Source organism: Mycoplasma yeatsii GM274B (genome assembly GCF_000875755.1).
GTDB lineage: Bacteria > Bacillota_I > Bacilli_A > Mycoplasmatales > Mycoplasmataceae > Mycoplasma > Mycoplasma yeatsii.
This window is the reverse complement of record NZ_CP007520.1, coordinates 441,870-465,866: the sequence shown is the minus strand read 5'-3', so window position 1 is coordinate 465,866 and position 23,997 is coordinate 441,870. Positions and strand designations below refer to the sequence as shown.

Genomic DNA, 23,997 nt, shown 5'->3' with positions numbered 1-23,997 from the left:
AAATTATGGAAAAACAAATAAAACTAAGAGGATATATTTCAAAATTTATATATTTATCAGGCAATTGAGGTCTTGCTATTTTTACTAGTGAAGAAAATGAGAAAAAAACAATCAAAATTAAAGGTCAAATTGGTTTGATGAAAACTAAAGTTTTATATGAAATCACAGGATCAGTTAACACTCATGCTAAATATGGATCTAGTTTTGATGTAGTTAATTTTGATTTTGCTCAAATTGATAATAAACAACAAATTATTAATTTCTTAAAATCTGATGTTTTTCCTGGGGTAGGTAATTTAACAGCTAAAAAAATAGCTGAACATTATTCTGAAAATTTTATTCAAGAAATATTAGATGATAAAGAAAAATTTCTATCAATTCAAGGTATAAATAAATCAAAACTAGAACATATTTATGACATTATTTATGATATTAATCAAAATAATTCATTAACAAGTGAATTTATTAATAATAAGTTAAATTTAAATATTTTAGAAAAATCTCAATGATATGTTAATAGTCAAGAAGAGCTTATTAATATATTTACTAATAATTTTTTTGAATTTGCTTTTCAAAGAAATTTAGGAAATATCGAAGATATTGATAAAATATGACTTCATTTTTCAAAAAATCCTTATGACATTAACAGAATAGCTTATTGAGCTTTTCATTGTTGTGATGAAATTTTATTTTCAACTGGAGATAGTTATACAAATAAAGAAGCATTATTTAGAAAAATCAAAGAATTTATTAATATAGATATTAATGAAAATAAAGACTTATTATTATCTAGTCTTTTACATGCTAAAGATCATAATTTATTAGTATTTAAAGAAAATAGAATTTATACTCATAATTCATATTATGATGAACAAGAAATTGCTTTAAGCTTAGATTATCATTTAAAAAATAATTTAAATAATTCAATTGATGAACAAACTTTAGATAAATATATACTAGAGATAGAAAATGAAATTGCAAGTTCTAAAAATATTAAAGATTTTAAATATGATAATTCTCAAATTAATGCTTTAAAAACTTTTGCTAAAAATAATATAATAATCATTACTGGTGGACCTGGAACTGGAAAAACTACAATTATTCAAGCTATTGTTAAGTTAATGCAAAAAATGTATAAAAAATCTAAATTTTCTATCTCAACACCAACTGGAAGAGCTGCTGCTAAAATTAGAGAAAACTTTATAGAATCAGAAGCTACAACTATTCATAGATTATTAGAATATGATGGTGATGAAAATAGATTTCTTATTAATAAACACAATGCTTTATCATTTGATTTATTAATAGTTGATGAGTGTTCGATGATTGACAATCGTTTATTTAGTCAATTTTTACAATCTAGTTTAAAAGCTAAAAAAATAGTTTTAGTTGGTGATCCAGAACAATTACCTAGTGTTAATTATGGAAATGTCTTTTTTGATATTATAAAAACAAATACTATTCCTACAATTAATTTAGAACATATTCATCGTCAAAAAGAAAACAATGGAATTATTGATCTTGCTTATATGATTAAAAACAACACTTTTGATATTACAAAAGTTGATCAATTAAATAATGTTAAATTTATTTTTAATACAGATAAAAAATATTGTTTAGAACAAATTAAAACTAATTATGCTAAAGATTTAGATTTTAATAATCCTTATAATACTCAAATAATTTGTCCAATGTATGCAGGAACTTTAGGTATAAATAATTTAAATGATCTAATTCAGTCTAATTTTAATTTCAATATTAATGATCAACAAAAAATATATCAAAGAGCAAAAAATAAATATATTGAATCAGATAAAATCATGTATTTAAAAAATGATAGTAAATTAAATATTTCAAATGGTGATGTTGGAATTATTGATTCAATTATTTATAAGAATAATAAATTTGATTTTGCAATTGTAAATTTTAACAACACTATTTTAGAGTTTAATAATCAAAATTTTGATGATTTAACTTTAAGTTATGCATGTAGTGTTCATAAAACTCAAGGTAGTGAATATGATAAAGTTATTTTAGTTTTAGATGCTACTCATTTTAATCAGTTTATAGATAAAAAATTATTATATACAGCTATTACTAGAGCTAAAAAAGAATTAATTATTATTACAAAAGAAGACATATTTATTCAAGGTATTAACAGAAGTTCTAAAAAAAGAAATACAACACTTCAAGAAGTTATAATTTCAACTTTAAACAAATAGAGATTTTTTATTATTTTAAAAGTTTGATATTATTATTTAGTATATAAAATAGGAGAAAATCGTGAAAAAACTATTAACATTTATTTCATTATTAACTATTTCTTCAACTGCTTTATCAAGTAGTTTAGTTTTTCAAACTAATAAATCAGATAATATTTTAGTTTTAAAACAAGTTGAAAAAAAATCACAAAAAGCTGAATATAAAACTGAAAAAGAGAAATTAATTTGTACTAAAATCGGATATTTTACAAATGATAAAGGTGAAATCCAAATAGAAAGATTTTTACCTAAAACTGAACAAGTTCCTGAAATATTACCTGAAATTATAACAAACTTAACAGATGCTTTTAGAAGTGTTACTTCCAAAGAAATTAAAGGTGTTGAAAAATGAAACACTGAAAAAATAACTAGTATGAATCATACTTTTTATAATTCTTCAATTTCTAATATTGATTTATCAAATTGAAATACTAAAAACGTAACTGATATGAGTGGTATGTTTGCTAAAACAAAAGCATTTAATAATGACATTTCTAATTGAGATACTTCAAGTGTAATTAATATGAATTCTATGTTTGAAGAATCTCAAGCTTTTAATCAAAACATAAACACTAAACCAGCTGAAAAAGGTGAATTAAAATACACTACTTGAGATGTTTCAAATGTAACTAGTATGAGTAAAATGTTTGCTAATACCAAAGTTTTTGATGGTGATATTTCTAATTGAAACACTGAAAAAGTAACTGATATGAGTGGTATGTTTAGCAACACAAAAGCATTTAATAATTCATTAAAAGATTGAAATTTAAATAGTGTGACTAATTTAAGCAGTATGTTTGATTCAGCTGAATTTTTCAACCAAGACATAGATAATTGAGATACTTCAAATGTAACTGATATGAGTTTAATGTTTGCTAAAAGCAAAGCATTTAACAAAGTTATTTCTTCTTGAAATACTTCTAAAGTTAAAAATATGAGTGGTATGTTTGAAAACGCTCAATCATTTAATCAAGACATTCAACAAAAAGAAATTAAAAAAGGTGAACAAACATACATTGCTTGAGATACTTCAAATGTAACAAATATGAGTAAAATGTTTGCTGATAATAATATCTTTAATAAAGATATCTCATCATGAAATACTTCAAATGTTACAAATATGAGTTATATGTTTAGTTCAGCATCTAAATTTAATAATGATGGAAAATCATTAAATACTTGAAATACTTCAAAAGTAACTGATATGAGTTTAATGTTTGATGCTGCTAAAGAATTTAACCAAGATATCTCATCTTGAGATACTTCAAATGTAAAAAATATGAACGGTATGTTTCAAAATGCAAGATTATTTAATCAGGATATATCTAAATGAAACACTTCAAATGTAAATGATATGCAGAGTATGTTCTTTTCAACAAGATTTTTTAATCAAAATATCTCTACAAAAGAAGTTACTAAATCTGATGGTACTAAATATACTGCTTGAGATGTTTCTAATGTAATAAATATGCAAGCTATGTTTAGACAAGCTGTTTATTTTAATCAAAATATAAGTAATTGAAATACCGAAAATGTAACAGATATGTATGCAATGTTTGAAGGTGCTGTAGCATTTAACCAAAACTTATCTGAATGAAAAGTTTCAAAAGTAACAAACTTTGATAACTTCGCTTCTGTATCTAATCTTGAACAAAAAAATTGACCAAAATTTAATGCTCCTGATCAAAAAACAAATAAAATTAAATGACAAACAATAGTATTTATAGTTGCTTCTGTGCTTGTATTGATTGCTGTAGTTTATATGTTTATTGCTTCAAGAAAAAATAGAAAATAAAAATGCAAATCTAATTTGCATTTTTTTAATCTTTAAATGGATTTTAATCTTTAAATGGATTTTCAGGATCATCTAATTTTATTTGTGATTCATTATTATTTTTTGTTTTTGTAAAATCAACTTTGATTTTTGTTTCATTTTCTTTTTCTATTTTTTCATATTCTTTTTTATATAAGAATAATTGCTCATTAATTCTAGATAATGTTTCAAAAATAGAAGCTACAATCATAAGTAAAAAAGTAATTGGTAAAAGTACATAAAATAAGATTTTAATGCTATTTTGATCGTTTATTAATAAGCTTAATACAAAATATATTGTAGTAATTAAAATTGTTGAACTATATAAACTAAAACCAGTTATTAAATAAATAATATCTTTTTTAGTATATTTATAATCACTTTTATTTTTTCATTTCCACCTAATAAACATATAACTTATTAAAAATAGTGAACCTAAAATTAAAAGAATGATTTCTAAAGCTATATAAGGTTGTAAACTATTAAAAATCTTTTTATTATCTTGACCTTTTTGTAAATAAATTATTAATAGTGATATTGATAAAATAACACTTCCAATAGTTGCTAGATATTTTAAAAACTTGTGCGACTTATAATTCATAAGCTATCCTTTCATTCTTTTAATTTTACATAATTATATTTTTAACAACAACATTTGCATCCAGACATATGACCAAATCTTAATGCTTTCTTTTTATCAACTAAAGCATAAACATCTTTTACAGGGGTATCTCCAGCATATAATCTACCTTGTTGAGTTAGTTTGTAGTCATCTTCATCGAATAATTCTGAAAAACTATTATCTTTAGAAAGATAAGCATCTAAAACATGACCAAATTCATGATGTAATGTTTGAAATCTATTATTACTTGAAAATCAAGATCAGTTAAATTGGTGTTGATTTTCTTTTGATTTAAAACTCTTGTCTCTAATTATTATAAAACTATAAACAGTTGTACTATCATCTGTTAGTGATTGAGTTGAAGTTATACCATTAACTCCAGTAGCATCACCTATACCTTTTATTTTTTTATCATTAGTTAATATTAAATTTATAAAAATCTTTCTAAAATCATCGCCAGCTATTTTATAAATAATATTAAATAATTTCAACGTTTCTTCATACAAGTCATCTTTTTTAAAGTCTTTTTCATCTTCATAAGCTGCATCTAAATTTTTTTTAATTTGAATAGAACTTTCTTGTTTACCATTTTTAGTTTTAAATTTAGAAATATCTTTTCAATATTCATCTAATTGATCAATGTTAGATCATTTGTTTTTAGTTTGTTTTGTATGTTGTATTTTTTGATATGGGTTATACAAAGTAGATGACATAAGTTTTTTTGCATATGTACCAAATTTTTGTTGACCTATTCTTGATATTGCATAATTATTAAATTCAAAGTCTGGAGAAAATATTTGTTTTCCTAAATTTGTAATAGTATCAGTTACATATCTACGATTAAAAAATCCATATATGTATCTATTACCATTTATAACATTAGTGTAACCTAAATCACTAGGATTTAAATTTTGTTTATTTGGATCCAAATTAATATCATATTTAATCTCTTTGCTTACTTTATTAGCATCGTTGTCAATTAAATCTTTTATTTTTATTCATTTATCCGTATTAGTAATTCCACCTGAAAAGTTATTTTTTAATTGTTTAAAAGTTTTTGTAAAGAAGTGTTCTAATAAATATCAAGTTACATTTTTTTGATTATCATTTGAACTTACATATTTACTAAATGATTCAGCAAAAAATTCTTGAGCAGAAGTTGAACCATATTCTGAAGTAACCATAACACTTGAAATAAGTGAGTATTTAAAATCTTGTCTTTGAACTATGCTTTGTTTTGAATTTAAAAAATTTATATTTAAAGTTTGTTCTTCAATATTTTTTATGAAATTTTCATATTCAGTTTTATTAGTATCATAAGCAGATGAATTTCTATATAAATAATATCTTAATGCATGTCCACCTCACATTAAACCATATTTTCTATTATAGTTTGAACGATAATCAGTCTTACCTGTTAAATCTGGTACGTTATAAGATTTATTTAAATAAGTTTGTGCAGCAAAAACTCCAACAATCAATAAAATTAAAATCCAAAGATAACGAGATATCTTTTTCATAACTTTCACCTTCAATCTAGATTATTCATAAATATCTATTTTCTATTTTTATTATTCTTAATTTAATTTTACTCTTATCTATTAACTATATAAGTTATTAAACTTAATAAATAAAAAATGAAAAAAATTTTAAAATGAAAAAAATTTTTAAATTTATAATCAATTGTAAAAAATGTTTCTAACAAACATTTTAAATATTAAATATTATTAATCATTTATTATAATTAATTAGTAACTTATAAAATAAATAGATATTTAATTAAACTAATACTATTTTAGTATTAGAGAAATTATTTTAATATTTTTTTGATTAAATATATTTATAGTAAATAGTTGGGAAAGATTATATGTCAAGTAAAAAACTTAAAGATTTTATGACTAATACAATTTTAGAAAAGATAAATTATTATACTTCTAAGAAATTTGATCTAAACACTATAAAAGAAATGTTAGCAATTGATTTAATTGATATTGAAGATGATTTAATTACTTTGGTTGATAAATATATAATGTATGTTATTTGATTAGAAAATAATCATAAAGATAAGTCAAATGCTTTTATAAAGTTTTTAAATAAATTAGATAATAGTAAAAAACAAGTTATTGATCAAACTAATAGAATTCAAAAACAACAAGACAATTTAGTTGAATATGAACACCGTAAACAAGATCAAGAAAAAATAGATCACTATTTATCTAAAATTTTTAATAAATATAAAACTAATATCGATCAACATAATTCAAGTTTAAATACTTATCATCAACAAAAAGTTCAAAATCAAATTAAAGATGATCAACACATTGAAACAAATCAACAATTCACTCCTAATTTAGAAAATCAATTAGATAATAGTTTAATTGATAGTGAGATTAAAACTAAAGATTTAATAATTGATAATAAAGATTTAATTGCTAATAATTTACAAGTTGAAACTGATTTATCAATAATAGAAAATACAATAAATTTAGATAGTGAATCTGAAATTAAAATAGAAAATAAAACTCAAGTTGATGATAAATTAGATTCATATTCAACTGACGATAAAATTAGTGATGATGAAGAAAAAATAGGTGATTATTATAAAAATATTTGAACTTTATCTGAACAAAACAATCAAGATGAAGAAATTGATTTAAATGATGATTTAACTGATAATCAAGAATTAGAATTTGCTAAAACTATTGATGATATTAATAGTGATTTAATTACTCATGATCCAGATGAATTTGCAACTTCAACAGTAAATTGATCAGATTATACTGATAACAGTAATACTGAAGAAGAAATAACTTCAAAAGAAGATTATTTTGAAATTGAAGAAGAAATCACAGCAAATAATGATTTTGAAATTGAAGATTTAACTGATAATCAAGAATTAGAATTAGCTAAAACAATTGATGATATTAATGGTGATCTGATTACTCATGTTCCAGAAGATTTCGCAACTTCAACAGTAAATTGATCAAATTATACTGATAACCAAGATCAAACAATTAAAGATCAAGAAGAAGTTTTAGAATTAACTCATTCTCCAAAATTAGGTGAAAAAATTAATTATAAAGATAAAAATTATTCTGTAGTTGGTATGAGTATTAAAAAAGATGAAAACGGAAAAGATAAACCTGTTATTAAACTAGTTTCTAATGATGGATCAGAACAAACTACTGATATAACATTTATTAAAAAATATTAAATTTAAATTAACAACTTCTATAATTGAAGTTGTTTTTTTATATGTGTTGAATTTTACTAATAAATTACAATATTGAAGCTTAGTGTCTTTTCTATATAATTTATATTTGAAAGGATAGTGAAGAAATATGAATACACTATTAGTTACTGCTGAAATATTTGGTAAAGATATAAAACCTGTAGCTATTATCGCTTTACTTTTATCTTTACTAGTTTTTGGTATTTTTTCATTTTTAGTTTATAAAAACAAAGTAAAAATTGTAGAACAAAAAAGCACAGTTATTGTGGCAATAAATTACATTATCGCTTTTATAGCATTAGTTTTATCTTCTGTTGCTATATCAAAATATAATAGTCCAGGGCTTGGAGATTTATTCTCAAATAATCTTCCAGCAACACTTAGAGGTTTAGCTTATTCAGGATTAGTATTCTCATTAATCGCATCAGGAATGACAGGTTATTTATACTCAAAATGAAAATAGTAGATAAAATGTTCTAATAGAACATTTTTTTCTTTTAATAATGTATAGTTTTATAGAGTAAGTAAATATCTAATTCGCTTGAGAAATATTCAGTTAATGTTATATAATTATTAATGAATAAGGGTGCTGTAAAAGGCTGAGATTATACCTATTAGCAGATCATGGTAATGCATGCGTGGCTAGGAATTTTATAAGGTTGATCTTTTGTACTTTACACTAGATCAACCTTTTTTGCCCTTATAACAAGGAGGAAATATGAAGACAAATAAATTAAAAATGATGTTGGCTATGACTGGAGCAGTAACTGCTGGATCAATCGTTCCGTTCGCTGTTTCATGTACTAAAACATCAGGATGACAAGAAATAATTACAATTAAAAATGCGTGAGTTAATGAAGGTTTTTTAAATACAGAAAAAGAAACAAAATTCCTTGAAACTTTAGAAAATAAATTTGAAAGTTTTAAAAACCAAGATGACTCACTTAAAAATTTTAAAAAAGTTAAATTTAAAATAGGTGTAGATGGTGCTAAAAAAGCATATCTAAGCAAATTAGAAAAAGATACTGAAGGTGATGATGTTCTTATTACTAACTATTCATATTATTTAAATGGTCTTTTTGATCCAGTGAAAAATGAAGTTAAATCTGATTTACCTTTCCAATTAGTTTCTCAAGCAAGTACATTAAGATTTACTTGACAAGATAACATAAATGAAATGTATAACAAAGCTAATGGAAATAAAAATGACAAAATAGTAGCAGATGCTGTTAAAAATAATCAAAAATGAATTGATGAAACAGGAAAAGAATATCCTGAATGAAATACAATTGAAAAAACAGATAAAAAGCCAGACGGTACTTTAACTTTTGATGGTTCTAAATATACAAATTTCTATGAAAAAGATAAACTTTCATATGTATATCGTGGAGCTATTCTAATTTCAGGAAAAAAAGCAGAACGTGAAAAAATTACTCAACAATGAAATTCTAAAGATTTTGATGAATTTATTAAAAACGGTATTGTTTATGAAAAAGATTCAAGTGCAGGAAGCTTTAAATATCAAGCTGCTTTAATAGCGCGTCACTTCAATAAAGATCTAACAGAAGTTACAAAAATTTTAAAAGGTGAAGTTGAAAAATACAAAAAACACATTTTTAAAGGAGTAGGTGCTGCTAAGCAATTAGGTAAAGAAGTAGCGGTTGGAGCTGAAAAAATAATTCCAAGAATTGGTTTTGATGATGAAGGAGCTTACAACTGAACTCAATCAAATCCAGAAAAATCAAAATATCAACCAAAAGGATTTGAAAAAAATAAAAATGTTAAAGACGAAAATTACGATAATGATGTTGTAAGAACATTGACATTTACTAACCCTGCTGGATACGATGTTGTTTTAGCTAGAAAAGGATTAATGACTAAACAAGTTGAACTTCTATCTAAAGCATTAACTTCATTAACATTAGATGAAAATACATACGGAATTTACACAGGTTACAACAAATTCCAAAACTTAACAGAAGAAATGTTTAATAATTTTATTAAATTACAGGCTCAAGCAGAAACAACAAAAGATTTAGTTACTAAAATTGATGAAGCTAAACTTTAAAAGTGAATAAAATAATCGATTTAAAAAATATAACTGTTTGTTATAACAATAAAAAAGAACCGGTTTTAGATAACATAAATTTAGAAATTAATAAAAAAGAGTTTATTGCAATAATTGGTCCTAGTGGAGTTGGAAAAAGTACTTTATTTAAAGTTATTATTAACTCATTAAAACCAATTAAAGGAACAGCTGAAGTTTTAAACCAAGACTTACTAAAATTAAGTAAAAAACAAAAAAACCAAATGTTATCAAAAATTGGTTTTTTAACGCAAAAGCCTAATTTGATAAATACCGAAAATGTTTACAATAATATAACAAGATCAATATCTCAGTATAAAAACGTTTTTTATAGAATTTTTAATATCCTTTCTAAAGAACAAAAAATAAATATTTTTACTAAACTTGACGAATTAAAAATACTTGATAAAGCTTTTTATAAAGTGAGTGAATTAAGTGGTGGTCAGCAACAAAGAGTTGAAATAGCTAAATTATTGGTTAAAAATGTAGAACTTATTTTAGCTGATGAACCTACTTCTAATTTAGATCATCAAACAAGTTTAGAAGTAATCACATTATTAAAACAAATAGCTAAAGAAAAAACAGTTTTAGTAAATATTCATGATTTAAGTTTGGTTAAAAATAACTTTGATAGAGTTATTGCAATCAATAATAAAACTATAGTTTTAGATAAAAAAACAGAAGAGATAGAAGAATGAGAACTAAAAGAGATAATAAAAAACAAACAGTAGTAAAGCAATCAAATTTCTTTAAATATAGATATATAAATTTTGATACTAACACAACTACTTCATGAAAATTTCATAGTATTTATTATCATATTTTTGCTTTCATTTTAATAGCTATTGTAGCATGAGCTTTTTATACTCATTCAAGCGGTATTAGATTTTATAATTTCAGCAAAACCTTTAAACAAATATTAAATATACTTTCTTTTGGTAACAAAAACTTTGAAACCGCTGGCCGAGCTAGTGGTGAGTATACAAATTTATTTGTTGACTCATTAAAATATTTATGAATTACAATTAAATTTGCTTTAGTTGGAACTTTTATAGGATTTCTATTCGCTTTAGTTACTGCATATTTTTCATTTGCAAAAACAACTAATAAAATAACATCAGCATTATTAAGTTTTATAATTTTATTTTTAAGATCTATTCCTGAACTAGTATTTATTAAATTAATTACAGGTTCAGTTAGAAATGAATTTAGTTTATTGTTTGTTTATATTTGATTTACTTGGTTGTGGCTTCACAAGTATTATTTTGAAATGCTAAATTCAATAGATCTAGAATGATACATAAATTCTATAAATCATGGAAATAGTAAAACTAGAGCATTTTTTAAAGAAATTTATCCTAGAATAAAAAATAGAATTGTTGCTTTATTTATATTTTCATTTGAATCAAATATTAGATGAGCTTCAATATTAGGTGCACTTTCACTACCAGGGATAGGAAAATTAATTTATTATGCTTCTCAAACAGCATCTAATTTTGATCAACTAGCAGTACCTCTAACAGTTTTAATGGTATTTATTTTAATATTAGAACTTTTAAATTACCTATTTAAAAAACATTTAGTTGAAGCAAAAACAAAAGTCATTAAACAAAGAAACGAAACAAAAATACAATATTACAATCGTCTAACAAAAAAAGTCAATTTCAATAAGTGAATAATTCTATCAATATTTTTATTTGTATTTATTTTTTCAATTTATACACTAGCAACAACACAACTTTCTTTATTCGATTTAAGTTCATTAAAAGAATTTTTAAGAGATTTTTTCAATCCAGATTTCTCTAAATTTAGTTTCTTAACAAAAGATGCTAATTTCAATCCGATATTATTATTTTGAAATTCATTTTCATTTAGTTTAGCTGCTATATCGTTATGTTTTATACTAACTCTATTTTTAATAAGAGTTCAGTGTTTATCTTTAAATAACAGAATCAAGGTAATGGTTTTTAGATCAATAAACGTTTTTATCAGATTAATTCCTACAATTGTTTATTATTATGTATTTTTATTTATTTTTGAAAATGATTTAACTTTACTTATAATAGCTATAGTGTTGCATCAATCTTCAAGTCAAACAAAACAATTAGTTGAAGTTATAGATAATTTAGATCAAGAAATAATAAAGAATTTGAAAATGCAAGGTTACAGCAATAATCAAATATTTATTAGATATGTTCTACCTTCTATTAAAGTTGAATATATTTCATTATTAACATTTTATTTTGAATTAATTTTTAGAAGTTCTATAACTTATTCAATACTAACTCAAGGACGATTATTAATCGGATCAAATATAGATCATTATTTAGATCCAAGATTTAACAACGGTATTAGAATAGCTTTAGCTTATGTATGATTAAGTACATTTTATATAATCTTTATAAATTTAATTTCTAAATTAATTATTAAAACAATTAAAAAATAACATTAAACAAATCATTTATGATTTGTTTTTTGTTTTATATAAGACAATATCTTTTAATCTATATTTAAGATAAAATAATAAGAGATTAAAGAGGTGCTTTAATGAAAACTAAACCTATTTCTAGAAATGAAATATTTGCCAAAGAAATTGCTTTAATAAATCAAGAAACTAAACAAGCAGGTCATGATGGAAAATATTCTGATTATATAGAAGAAGTTATTAGTAAGTTAAAAGAAATTGATAATCAGTTTTTTACTAATGTTTTATCAATGACTAATAAAGAGTTTGAAGAAAGTAAATTCTATTTAGGTAAAAGTGCAAATGATGAAGCAATTAATCAAGAAATTATTGAAAATATTAAATCTCAATTATATCTTTTAAAAGAATTAAACATTCAAGAAGCTATTGATAAAAAACAAAAAGTTCAAACTAATTTTTTAGATGATTATAAATATTATTTTTCTAATTTAGAAGAACTTCATCATAGTACTTATTTAAAATTACAACAAAATACTAATAAATATAAAAATCTAGAACTAGTAGAAAATAACTTTACAAAAATAGCTAAAGCATCAATAAAAAAAGAAGTTAATAAAACAAGTGATAATATTTCTAAAAAATCAATTAATGAACTAGTTAAAGAATGTAAAGAAATGAACTTAAAAAAATTAAGTGATTTAGATAGAAAAAAACAAATCTATGAAATAAAATTTAGATGATTTTCAATATTATCACCAATTTTTGTATTGATTATGGTTATTTCAATTATTTTACCTATTTATGTTTAGAAAGGAATTAATATGAAGAAATTAATTGTTGCTGTTGATGGAACTAGTGGAAGTGGTAAATCAGTTACATTTAAAAAGATAGCTGATATTGTTGATTACCAATTTATTGATACTGGTTTGATGTATCGTGCTTTAACTTGATTTTGTTTAGATCAAAAAATAGATCATACTGATGAAAATCAAGTTATAAAATTATTAGATAAATTTGATTATAAAGTAGATAAAGATGATGTTTTTGTAAATAATGTTAATGTAACAAATTCACTTCAAAACAATGAAATAATTAATATCATAAATTACATAACTCCAATTAAAGAAGTTAGAGAATTTATGGTTAAAAAACAACGTGATATGGTTAAAAACGGTGGATATATTGAAATAGGACGAGATATTACAAGTGTAGTTTTACCTAATGCTGATTTAAAAATATATTTAGATTCATCAATTGAATCAAGAGCTCAACGTCGATATGATCAAAACATTAAAAATAATATTATCGGTAAAACATATGAAGAAATTAAAAGTGATTTAGAAAAAAGAGATCACACTGATAAAACTAGATCAACTGGACCTTTGGTTTTAGTTGATGATGCTTGATATATAGATAATTCAAATCTAACTATTGATCAAGTTGTAGATTTAGTAGTAAATAAAATTAAACAATTAGAAAGAGAAAAATAATGAAAAAGGGAATTGTAGCAATCGTAGGAAGACCAAATGTAGGTAAATCTAGTTTATTTAACAGAATAATTAGAGAAAAAAAATCTATTGTTGAAGATACACCAGGTGTAACAAGAGATAGAATTTATGGTAATGCTGAATGATTAACTAGAGAATTTATAGTTATCGATACTGGTGGTATTACTTTAAAAGAAGAACAATTTACAAGAGAAATTAAAGTTCAAGCTGAAATTGCGATGCAAGAAGCTGACGTAATTGTTTTTGTTTTAGACTCTCAACAAGGTATTACTAATGAAGATAAAATGGTAGCTAAAATGTTATACAAAACTAAAAAACCCGTTGTTTTAGTTGCTAATAAATATGATAAAAAACAAACTGGAGTTGAAAGTTATGAATACTTAAGTTTAGGTTTTGATCAAGCTGTGATGGTGTCATCAACTCATGGAATTGGAATTGGAGATTTATTAGATAGAGTAATTAATCTAATGCCTAAAAATGATTCTAATATTAAAGATGATTCAACTAGAATTGCAATTATAGGACGTCCTAATGTAGGAAAATCTAGTTTAGTTAATTCACTAGTTGGTGAAGAAAGAATGATTGTAAGTGATATTGCAGGAACAACACTTGATGCAGTTGACACTAAATTTAAATATCATCATAAAGAATACACTTTAATTGATACTGCTGGAATTAGAAGAAAATCTAAAATATATGAAGGTATTGAAAAATATAGTTATTTAAGATCTTTATCAACTATTAATAATAGTGATGTTGTTTTATTAATGATTGATGCATCAAAAAATATAACTGATCAAGATACAAATATTGGTGGATTAGCTTTTGAAGAAAAAAAACCAATTATTATTGTTGCTAATAAATGAGATCTAGTTAAAAACAAAGAAGAACAATTATTAAAAAAAGAAGAAGAAATCAGAGCTTATTTTAAATATTTACAATATGCTAAAATTATTTTTATTTCAGCATTAGATAAAACTAGAATTAGTAAAATTATTGATTCAATTGAAGAAATTAAAGAATCATTATCAACTAAAATTAAAACTCATGTTTTAAATGAAGTTTTAAATAGAGCTCAATTAATTAATCCAGCTCCAGAACATAACGGTGGAAGATTAAAAATTTATTATGCTAATCAAGTTGATGCTTATCTTCCTACTTTTGTTTTATTTGTTAATAATCCAAACTTTGTTCATTTTTCATATAAACGTTTTATAGAAAATCAAATAAGATTACAATTCGGTTTTGAAGGTGTACCAATTAATATAATTTTTAGAGAAAGAAAATAATTATGAGTAAAAATATAACTATCATTGGATGTGATGATTATGCAACTAGTTTAGCTAATGTTTTAGCTGATAATCATCATAAAGTGATAATTTATACAAGTGATGAAGATATTGCTGATCAAATTAACTATGAACATAAAAATTCAAAGTTTTTAAATGAGTTAAAAATCAATCAAAACATAAAAGCTACAAATTGTTTATTAGCTAGTTTAGAAAATTGTGAAGTTTTAGTTTTAGCTAGTAAAAAAGATCAAAATTTAATTCAAGAAATTATCAATTATGCTAAAAGAAAAATGATAATAGTTGATGCTTATCCTAGTTTAAAAGATGATTTAACTTCATTTTCAACTGATATTATAAATATTTTTAAAACTAATGATATTTTAAAAGATTATGCAGTTATTTTTGGAGCTAATATAGCAAGCGAAATAGTTAAAAAACAACCTACTTGTTTTAATGTGTGCTCAAATGATATTAAATCAGCTGAAATCGTAGCTAATATTTTTGATAATGAATATTTTAATTGTTTAGTTTCACAAGATATTCTAAGTTGTGAAATTGCAAATAGTTTTAGTAAAGTTTTTGCTTTATGTGGTGGAATTTTAACTGGATTAGAATGTAGTATAAATACCTGTTCAAGTTTATTTACTATAATAGTTCAATCAATTGATCAAGTTATGAAGAACTTTAATAATTATTCAAAAGATAGTTTTTTAAATTTTGCAACTCTTTCAAGTTTTTTAAAAAGTTATTATGATAATGATTCATCAGAATTTAAATTAGGCTTAATGATAGCAAAATATAACGATACACAAAAAGCTATAGAAGAATTAAACTACAACATAGAAAATTTAAATATATTAATAAATGTTGAAAAAATGTGTAAAACCATCAAAAAACCCCTTACTTTCTTTATATTGTTAAACAAAATTTTATATAATAATAACAGGCCAATATCACTTTTAAATAAAGTTTTTACAGCCTTTAAATTATAAAAATATTTAATTTAAATAGAAAGCGTGGATCAATAATATGACAAAAAAAGATTTAATTGATGAAATTATTATTAATGAAAACATTTCAAAAGCAGATGCTGAAAAAGTTGTTAATAGATTATTTGAAGCAATTTCAAATCACTTAATAAGTGGAAAAGAAGTTTCAGTTGCTGGATTTGGTAAATTCTCAATTTCTGAAAGAGCAGCACGTGAAGGAATTAACCCTTCAACAGGAGAAAAAATTAAAATTTCTGCTTCAAAATCAGCTAAATTTAAACCAGCTAAACAATTAAAAGAATCATTAAACGCATAAAATTAAAAAATAATTTAAAAACGGTTGGAAATCTCAGCCGTTTTTATTAAACTCTATTTTATAAGAGGTGAGATAATGATTGAACAACTACTAGAAAAAGGTATAGTTTCTAAGAAAAAACTTTTATTAGAGTACTATAAAAAAATCAACTTAACAGATAATCAGTTGTTAATCGTTTTAATGATCATGCATATTAATGATCAAACTAGAAAAATGGTAACACCTACTCTTTTAAGTCAATATATGAATATGAATGTTGATGATATAGAAAACGAATTACAAGGTCTTGTTGATAATGATCTAATTGATATAAAACCTAGATATATTGATTTTAATAAGTTGTTTGAAAAATTATCAAATGCTGCAGCTAGCTTTTATAAAATTCAAGATAATAAAGAATTTTTAGATTCTGTAGATCAAAAACTTAACTTTAAACTTAATGAAGAAGAAAAACTAAATATTTTATCTTTAACTAGTCAAGACATCACTAAAAAACAGTTATTAGAAATTGTTAGCAAAAATCAATTTGCTGATTATGAATCACTAATAAAAGAAATTAATACATTTTTAAATTCATATTCACTAATAACTAATGAACTTAGCAAATTTGATTGATTAGATGATTAAAGTGTTTTACATAATCTAGTTTTAATGAACTAGTTAAAAACAATTCTATACAATTTTCAACAATTCATTGTCTTGGAATTGTTTTTTTATATTTTTTTGTATAGTCTTTTAATTGTTTGTAAGTAATTAAATAAAAATCATCATAATATGAAAAATATAAAATAATGAAAGCTAAGCCTTTTTGTTGTTCAACTAGTTCTAATTTATTTTGTTGATTTTTTCTTAAAGCATTAAAATTAAATGAATCTTTAGAAGTTTCTTTAGCATCAAATTCAAAATAAACTGAATTATAAACTCCAATATAATCACAGTTAAAATTATCTTTAAAAGTGGCATTTGTAATCATTTTATTTTTAATATTAATTAAATTAATATTTGTTGGGATTTTTGTAACAACACAAATTTGTTCATTTAAATACTTTTGATTTGTTATATTTAATATAGTTTCTAGATATTGTCCTTTATTTTTTAATGGATACATATTTTCACCTCTTCTATTAAAGTATTAGGAAATGATACAATAAATTTATTAGGGAGAATAAAAATGTCGAAAAAATTTACTATTAGTCAAATTCAAAATAAAAAATTTAATATAGTTTATAAAGGTTATAAAGCTGAAGAAGTTAATGATTTTTTAGATGAAATAATTTCTGATTATATGTATTTTGAACAAAAGATTCATGATTTAAAAAATGAATTAGATGCAGCTAATGAAAAATTAGAAAATATTTCAAATAAAAATGATGCTATTTTAGTTGAAATTCAAGAATATCGTAAACAAAACTGAGATTTAATGAAAAACACTTTTGGTGATGCAGATATTATTAAAAGAATTTCAAGAATTGAAAATAACTTAGTTGAAAATGAACAAAGACTTAAAAAGATAGATGAAATCTATACTTTATTGGCTAATAAAAAGTAAAGATAAATTATTTTTAAATCTCAAAGCCTTTTACTTTTCAAAGGTTTAATTTTTTTATGCAAAAAGGAGGAAAGATATGAAATTACTAAGTTGTTTATTATTAACGTTTTTATCAACACCTGGTTTAAAACTAACAACAAAAATAAATAATTCAAATATAACAACACGAGATTCATCAATTGTAATAGAATGAAAAGAACATAAGTATAATGATGATAAAACAAAATGTACTGAAATTGGGTATTTTAAAAATCATAAAGGAGAATGACAAATACAAAATTTTCATGAAAGTGTAAAAGAAGTTCCGACAGAATTACCAAGCCATATTACAAGTTTAAGTGACGCTTTTGCAAGTAATAAAAATACTGAAATAAAAGGTATTGAAAAATGAGATACTTCAAATGTAACTGATATGAGTTATACGTTTAAATTTGCTCAGAAATTTAACCAAGACATATCTAGGTGAAATACTTCACAAGTTACAAGTATGGAATGTATGTTTTCATATGCTAAGAATTTCAACCAAGATATAGGTAATTGAAACATATCGGGTCTAACTAATGCGGAAGGGATTTTTTTAGGAGCTGAAACTTTCAACCGAGATATATCTAAGTGAAATACTTCAAATGTAACTACTATGAGAAGAATGTTTACTAATGCTTCAAAATTCAACCAAGATATAAACACAAAAAAAGTCACAAGAGAAGACGGATCAACTTATATCGCTTGAGATACTTCAAATGTAACTAATATGAATCGTATGTTTGCACTTGCTAGTGATTTTAATCATCCATTAGATAAATGAAACACTTCAAAAGTTACTGATATGGGTGTTATGTTTATTAATGCTTCAAAATTCAACCAAAATATAAACACAAAAAAAGTCACAAGAGAAGATGGATCAACTTATACTGCTTGAGATACATCTGGTGTAGTTAATATGCAATCTATGTTTGAAGATGCAATATCATTTAATCAGGAAATAGGTAATTGAGACACTTCAAAAGTGACTGATATGAATAGAATGTTTAATGATGCAATATCATTTAATCAACCATTGAACAACTGAAACACTTCAAATGTTACTGATATGGATGCTATGTTTGAAGGAGCAACACAATTTAATCAACCATTAAACAACTGAAACACATCTAGTGTAACTGATATGAGTAGTATGTTTTCAGATGCTAAGAATTTCAACCAAGACATATCTAATTGAGACACTTCAAATGTAAAAGAAATGGAATATATGTTTGAAGGAGCTGACAATTTTGAACAAGATATATCACGCTTAAATGTTGAACAAGTAGAATATTTTGATTTTTTTGCTGATGAAAATAAGGTTAAAATACCAAATTTTCCACCCTTCCAACCTAAAAAACTAGAAGAAATTATAAGATCATCTTTATTCATTGGTGCTCCTGCTCATGCTCATATAGGTAAAAAATTTAGGTTTAAAGATGATGTTTTTTATTTTTTTATAACCTTTATAATGATCGTGATCTTATTGTAAAACCTAACATTGAAAAAGACGGAGTTGTTCTAGAACTTGATGGTAAGAAAATCACAAATAAAGATGAACAAAACTATGAATGAACTATAAATAGCAAAAATAATACATTAAAACTTAACTTTACTTATAATGAATCAGAAGATAAATCTCATAAAGTTGTTTTTTATATAACAAGACATAACCAAGAAAAACAATTTGATGAATTTTTCCAAGAAATAAGACAACCTAAACGAGATTCTAATCTTGGGTTAATATTAGGAAGTTCAATAGGAACAACTACAGGAGTTGTTTCAATTGCTTCAACAGCTATTTTAGTTAAGAAAAGACGTAAAAATAACAAGTAATTATAAAAAGTTTTAAGAAATTAAAGGGGGAAGAATATGAAATTACTAGGTTGTTTATTATTAATGTTTTTATCAACACCTGGTTTAAAACTAGTAACAAAAGTAAATAATTCAAATATAACAACACAAGATTCATCAATTCTAATAGAAGAAAAACGACACAAATATGATGAAAATGATCCAACAAGATGTATTGAAATTGGCTATTTTAAAAATCATGAAGGAGAATGACAAATACAACATTTTCCTGAAAGTGTAAATAAAGTTCCAGACAAATTACCAAGTCATATTACAAGTTTAGGAGCAGCTTTTTCCGGTAATAAAAATCCTAAAATAAAAGGTATTGAAAACTGAAATACTTCAAATGTAACTGATATGAGTGGAATGTTTTTATTTGCTGAAAAATTTAATCAAAATATAGGTAATTGAAATACTTCAAATGTTACAAATATGTATTCAATGTTTTCGTTTGCTAAAAACTTTAATCAACCAATTGGAAATTGAAATACTTCAAATGTAATTGAGATAGAAAAAATGTTTTTAGGTGCTGAAAAATTTAATCAAGATATATCACAATGAGATATTTCTAAAATAACTAGTCTGATGCAAATGTTTGCTGGAGCAGAAGCATTTAATTCAGATATAGGAAATTGAAACACTTCAAAAGTTACTGATATGCGTTACATGTTTGCTGGAGCAAAAAATTTTAATCAAGATATATCTACAAAAGAAGTTGTAAAAAGTGATGGCACAAAATATATAGCTTGAGATACTTCAAATGTAACTACTATTCGAAATATTTTTGCTGAATCAAAAAAATTCAACCAAGATATCTCAAATTGAAACACTTCAAATGTAACTGATATGCGAGGAGTGTTTTGAAGAGCATCAAATTTCAATAAACCATTAACTAAGTGAGATACTTCAAAAGTAACAAGAATGGATTATATGTTTTCAGATGCTTCTGAGTTTAATCAATCAATTTCTCATTTTAACACTTCTAATGTAACTAATATGCAACATATGTTTGAAGATGCTAAGTCATTTAACAAAGATATAAGTAATTGAAACACATCAAATGTAACGGATATGAATTCTATGTTTGCTGGAACAGAAGCATTTAATCAAAATATTTCAAAATGAGATGTTTCAAAAGTAACAGATATGAATTCAATGTTTGCTGAAGCAATATCATTTAATCAAGATATATCTAAATGAAATACTTCTAATGTAACTGATATGGGTTATATGTTTGCTGAAGCAACAAATTTTAATCAAAATTTATCTAAATTTAATATTGAACAGGTAGAAGAATTTGAATTTTTTGGTAATCCTGACAAGTTTACATTACCAAATTTTCCAAAATTTCCTCCTAACGAACTTAGAGAGATTATAGAACGATCTCTAATTTTCCGTATTCCTGCTGGTGCTAATATAGGTAAAAAATTTAGGTTTATAGATGGTGTTTTTTACTTTTTTTATAACCTTTATAATGATTTTGATCTTATTGTAAAATCTAACATTGAAAAGGACGGAGTTGTTTTAGAACTTGATGGTAAAAAAATCACAAATAAAGACGAGAAAAACTATCAATGAACTATAGATAACAAAAATAATGCATTAAGACTTAATTTTACTTATAATGAATCAGAAAAGAAATCTCATAAAGTTGTGTTTTATACAACAAGACATAGCCAAGAAAAACAATTTAATGAATTTTTCCAAGAAACAACTTCTAAAGAGCCTAAACAAGATTCTAATCTTGGGTTAATATTAGGAAGTTCAGTAGGAACAACTACAGGAATTGTTTCAATTGCTTCAACAGCTATTTCAGTTATGAAAAGACGTAAAAAGAACAAGTAATTATAAAAAGTTTTAAGAAATTGAATATATGTTTTAAATCTCAAATTGTTGTTGTACAATAAATTTGAGATTTTATTTGTCAACCGCTGTATTTGAAAGATGATATAGAGGAAACTCCACGCTTGCACAACCTGTGATGGTTGTAGTGATTATGCTAGACGAATAAATAAGTCTAGGCAGTAGATTTTACTGACGGCATAACTAAGCTAAGGCGAAAGCTATGCAACAGTTATGAAGTGCCACAGAGACGAGTATAGGGAAACCTTGAAATGGAACGCGGTAAACCCCATAAGCAAGAAACTCAAATTTTGGTAGAGGAATCTAGTTAAGAGAAACAGAATCAAAACTAGGAGCAGAAATGCTAGATAGATGGTTGACACTAGTAATAGTACAGAACGTGGGTTATAAATGAAGTCTCATCATATTTTTAATGTTTCTATCGTTTTAAAAGATACGTTAAAGATATGATTCGATCAAAAACAAGCTAGTCAGGTTTTATAATTTTAATTATAAAAAATGCAGAAGCTAATTTTGATCTTTTTTTGTATAGTTAAGAGATGACTGATATGTATATAGACCAATTAAGACGTTCCCTTATAGAAAATAATTTAACAATTTCTGTATGTGAGACTTTTACAGCAGGAAATTTTATATCTATGTTAACTAAAAATATGAAAAACCCTTCAGAAATTTTAAGATACTCTTGTGTAGGTTTTTCCAATAAATTTAAAATAAAACATATGAATGTTAATAAAAATCTAATTAGAAGACATGGACCACATTCAGTAGAATGTGCAAAAGAAATTGCTTATAACTTAAAACAGGAAACAAAAGCTGATATTTCTGTGTGTTTTATAAGAAACCCTTTTCCTGCAAATGAAATGAATCAATATCCTATCAATATTCTTTCACTCAATAATGAAATAACTCCTAAAACTTGTTATGCAGTTATAGCACTTCCAGACAATACTTGAGATTGATTTGAAATTCCCTTCAAATTCTATTGAAAAGAATTTATTGCTGAAAATATAAGAGAAGAGTCTGTTGAATTTATTGCACAACAAATTTTAAATTATTTATAAAACAAATTTTATATTTTTTCCTAATACTATATTGGAGGGAAAAATATGAATGAAATAACTAATATAGAAAAGAAAAATGAAATGAACAAAGTAAACGATATTAAAATATGAGATTCTAAAGAATTAAAAGAAACAATAAAAGAAATTGAAAAAACTTTTGGTCGTGGATCTATTGTAGTTTTAGGTGACAATAATAATTTAAATATCGAAACTTTTTCATCTGGTTCTTTTCTACTTGATAATGCCTTAGGAATCGGTGGATATCCAAAAGGTAGAATTATTGAAATTTTTGGTCCTGAATCTTCAGGTAAAACAACTTTATCATTACATGCTATAAGTGAAGTTCAAAAAAGCGGAGGAATTGTTGCTTTTATTGATGCTGAACATTCTTTAGATCCTAAATATTGTAAGAATTTAGGAATTGACACTAATAAAATGTTAGTTAGTCAGCCAGATAATGGTGAACAAGCTTTAGATATTTTAGAAATGTTAGTTAAATCAAATAGTGTTGATTTAATCGTTGTTGATTCAGTAGCTGCTTTAGTCCCAAAAACCGAACTAGATGGTGAGATGTCAGATCAATCTATAGGATTACAAGCAAGAATGATGTCAAAAGCGTTAAGAAAATTAAATGGATTAATATCAAAAACTAATACAACTGTTATTTTTATTAATCAATTAAGAGAAAAAATAGGTGTAATTTTTGGTAATCCAGAAACTACAACAGGTGGTAAAGCATTAAAATTCTTTTCTTCAGTAAGACTTGAAGTAAGAAAAGGTGAAACAATCACAGCAAATTCTGAAATTATTGGAAATAAAATTAAAGCAAAAGTTGTTAAAAATAAAACAGCTATGCCATTTAAAAGTGTTGTTTTATCATTAATATACAATAAAGGTATTGATAAAATTGGTGAGATAGTTGATTTATTAGTTAATTATGAAATTATTACAAAATCTGGTGTTTGGTATTCTTATAAAGATCAAAAAATTGGTCAAGGAAAACAAAGTGTTATTCAATGACTAAATGAAGATGAAGCTAGAAAAGAAGATTTCATAAATCAAATTAGAGAAAAAATGAATCAGGACAAATAATGCATTAAAA

The 23,997-nt window shown here is 23.9% G+C and carries 21 protein-coding genes and 1 other RNA gene; 19 read left to right on the top strand and 3 right to left on the bottom strand.

Annotated features, from left to right (window positions below; translation table 4 throughout):
• Window positions 1–5 precede the first annotated feature (5 nt).
• Window positions 6–2,222, top strand: a complete 2,217-nt coding sequence (gene recD2, locus MYE_RS01970) for an SF1B family DNA helicase RecD2 (protein WP_042733315.1) — start codon at window positions 6–8, stop codon at window positions 2,220–2,222.
• 61 nt (window positions 2,223–2,283) lie between these two features.
• Window positions 2,284–4,056 carry a BspA family leucine-rich repeat surface protein gene (locus MYE_RS01965; RefSeq protein WP_052491403.1) on the top strand — a complete coding sequence of 591 codons (1,773 nt, stop codon included), beginning with the start codon at window positions 2,284–2,286 and terminating at the stop codon, window positions 4,054–4,056.
• A 43-nt stretch (window positions 4,057–4,099) separates the two neighbouring features.
• Here the strand turns inward: MYE_RS01965 and MYE_RS01960 are convergent, their stop codons facing one another.
• Complete coding sequence (locus MYE_RS01960; RefSeq protein ID WP_042733314.1) at window positions 4,100–4,675, bottom strand: MFS transporter; 576 nt, start codon at window positions 4,673–4,675, stop codon at window positions 4,100–4,102.
• Window positions 4,676–4,716: 41 nt separating this feature from the next.
• Window positions 4,717–6,216 (bottom strand): hypothetical protein, encoded by a 1,500-nt coding sequence (locus MYE_RS01955; RefSeq protein ID WP_052491402.1) that lies wholly within the window; start codon window positions 6,214–6,216, stop codon window positions 4,717–4,719.
• A gap of 347 nt (window positions 6,217–6,563) precedes the next feature.
• Between MYE_RS01955 and MYE_RS01950 the strand changes: the two genes are divergently transcribed.
• From MYE_RS01950 to MYE_RS01900, 11 genes are all read left to right on the top strand, one after another.
• Window positions 6,564–7,910 carry a hypothetical protein gene (locus MYE_RS01950; RefSeq protein ID WP_042733313.1) on the top strand — a complete coding sequence of 449 codons (1,347 nt, stop codon included), beginning with the start codon at window positions 6,564–6,566 and terminating at the stop codon, window positions 7,908–7,910.
• A gap of 127 nt (window positions 7,911–8,037) precedes the next feature.
• A complete protein-coding gene (locus MYE_RS01945; protein ID WP_042733312.1) occupies window positions 8,038–8,391 on the top strand; it encodes a TIGR04554 family membrane protein in 354 nt (117 codons plus the stop codon).
• 255 nt (window positions 8,392–8,646) lie between these two features.
• Window positions 8,647–9,996, top strand: coding sequence for an ABC transporter thiamine pyrophosphate-binding lipoprotein p37/Cypl (cypl, locus tag MYE_RS01940; protein WP_042733311.1), 1,350 nt, complete (start codon window positions 8,647–8,649; stop codon window positions 9,994–9,996).
• A gap of 2 nt (window positions 9,997–9,998) precedes the next feature.
• On the top strand, window positions 9,999–10,745 hold the full coding sequence (locus MYE_RS01935; RefSeq protein ID WP_042733310.1) for a phosphonate ABC transporter ATP-binding protein: 747 nt from the start codon (window positions 9,999–10,001) through the stop codon (window positions 10,743–10,745).
• Entirely contained in the window at window positions 10,709–12,460 is a 1,752-nt protein-coding gene (locus tag MYE_RS01930; protein ID WP_042733309.1) for a PhnE/PtxC family ABC transporter permease, read from the top strand. Before MYE_RS01935 ends, MYE_RS01930 begins: the two co-directional genes overlap by 37 nt.
• A gap of 101 nt (window positions 12,461–12,561) precedes the next feature.
• A complete protein-coding gene (locus MYE_RS01925; protein ID WP_042733308.1) occupies window positions 12,562–13,248 on the top strand; it encodes a hypothetical protein in 687 nt (228 codons plus the stop codon).
• 12 nt (window positions 13,249–13,260) lie between these two features.
• The gene (gene cmk / locus MYE_RS01920; RefSeq protein ID WP_042733307.1) at window positions 13,261–13,929 is read left to right on the top strand and encodes a (d)CMP kinase; all 669 of its coding nucleotides are present in this window, start codon (window positions 13,261–13,263) and stop codon (window positions 13,927–13,929) included.
• Window positions 13,929–15,236, top strand: a complete 1,308-nt coding sequence (der, locus tag MYE_RS01915; RefSeq protein ID WP_042733306.1) for a ribosome biogenesis GTPase Der — start codon at window positions 13,929–13,931, stop codon at window positions 15,234–15,236. Before cmk ends, der begins: the two co-directional genes overlap by 1 nt.
• A 2-nt stretch (window positions 15,237–15,238) precedes the next feature.
• Window positions 15,239–16,231 (top strand): hypothetical protein, encoded by a 993-nt coding sequence (locus MYE_RS01910; protein WP_042733305.1) that lies wholly within the window; start codon window positions 15,239–15,241, stop codon window positions 16,229–16,231.
• A 37-nt stretch (window positions 16,232–16,268) separates the two neighbouring features.
• On the top strand, window positions 16,269–16,544 hold the full coding sequence (locus MYE_RS01905) for an HU family DNA-binding protein (RefSeq protein ID WP_004426799.1): 276 nt from the start codon (window positions 16,269–16,271) through the stop codon (window positions 16,542–16,544).
• Window positions 16,545–16,619: 75 nt separating this feature from the next.
• Window positions 16,620–17,171, top strand: coding sequence for a DnaD family protein (locus MYE_RS01900; protein WP_042733304.1), 552 nt, complete (start codon window positions 16,620–16,622; stop codon window positions 17,169–17,171).
• Here the strand turns inward: MYE_RS01900 and MYE_RS01895 are convergent.
• Window positions 17,143–17,652, bottom strand: a complete 510-nt coding sequence (locus MYE_RS01895; RefSeq protein WP_042733303.1) for a Holliday junction resolvase RecU — start codon at window positions 17,650–17,652, stop codon at window positions 17,143–17,145. The genes MYE_RS01900 and MYE_RS01895 overlap by 29 nt on opposite strands.
• Before the next feature lie 63 nt (window positions 17,653–17,715).
• Between MYE_RS01895 and MYE_RS01890 the strand changes: the two genes are divergently transcribed.
• The 6 genes from MYE_RS01890 to recA all read left to right on the top strand — a co-directional run bounded on the left by MYE_RS01890 (window position 17,716) and on the right by recA (window position 23,987).
• Window positions 17,716–18,093, top strand: a complete 378-nt coding sequence (locus tag MYE_RS01890) for a DivIVA domain-containing protein (RefSeq protein ID WP_042733302.1) — start codon at window positions 17,716–17,718, stop codon at window positions 18,091–18,093.
• A gap of 76 nt (window positions 18,094–18,169) precedes the next feature.
• Window positions 18,170–19,606: a BspA family leucine-rich repeat surface protein gene (locus MYE_RS01885; RefSeq protein ID WP_052491401.1), complete on the top strand. Its 1,437-nt coding sequence runs from the start codon at window positions 18,170–18,172 to the stop codon at window positions 19,604–19,606.
• Window positions 19,607–19,986: 380 nt separating this feature from the next.
• Window positions 19,987–21,813: a BspA family leucine-rich repeat surface protein gene (locus MYE_RS04005; RefSeq protein ID WP_052491400.1), complete on the top strand. Its 1,827-nt coding sequence runs from the start codon at window positions 19,987–19,989 to the stop codon at window positions 21,811–21,813.
• 71 nt (window positions 21,814–21,884) lie between these two features.
• Window positions 21,885–22,223, top strand: an RNA gene (gene rnpB, locus MYE_RS04125) — RNase P RNA component class B.
• A 156-nt stretch (window positions 22,224–22,379) separates the two neighbouring features.
• Entirely contained in the window at window positions 22,380–22,895 is a 516-nt protein-coding gene (locus MYE_RS01875) for a CinA family protein (protein WP_042733301.1), read from the top strand.
• Window positions 22,896–22,976: 81 nt separating this feature from the next.
• Window positions 22,977–23,987: a recombinase RecA gene (gene recA, locus MYE_RS01870; RefSeq protein WP_407937419.1), complete on the top strand. Its 1,011-nt coding sequence runs from the start codon at window positions 22,977–22,979 to the stop codon at window positions 23,985–23,987.
• The last annotated feature ends 10 nt before the right edge of the window (window positions 23,988–23,997 follow it).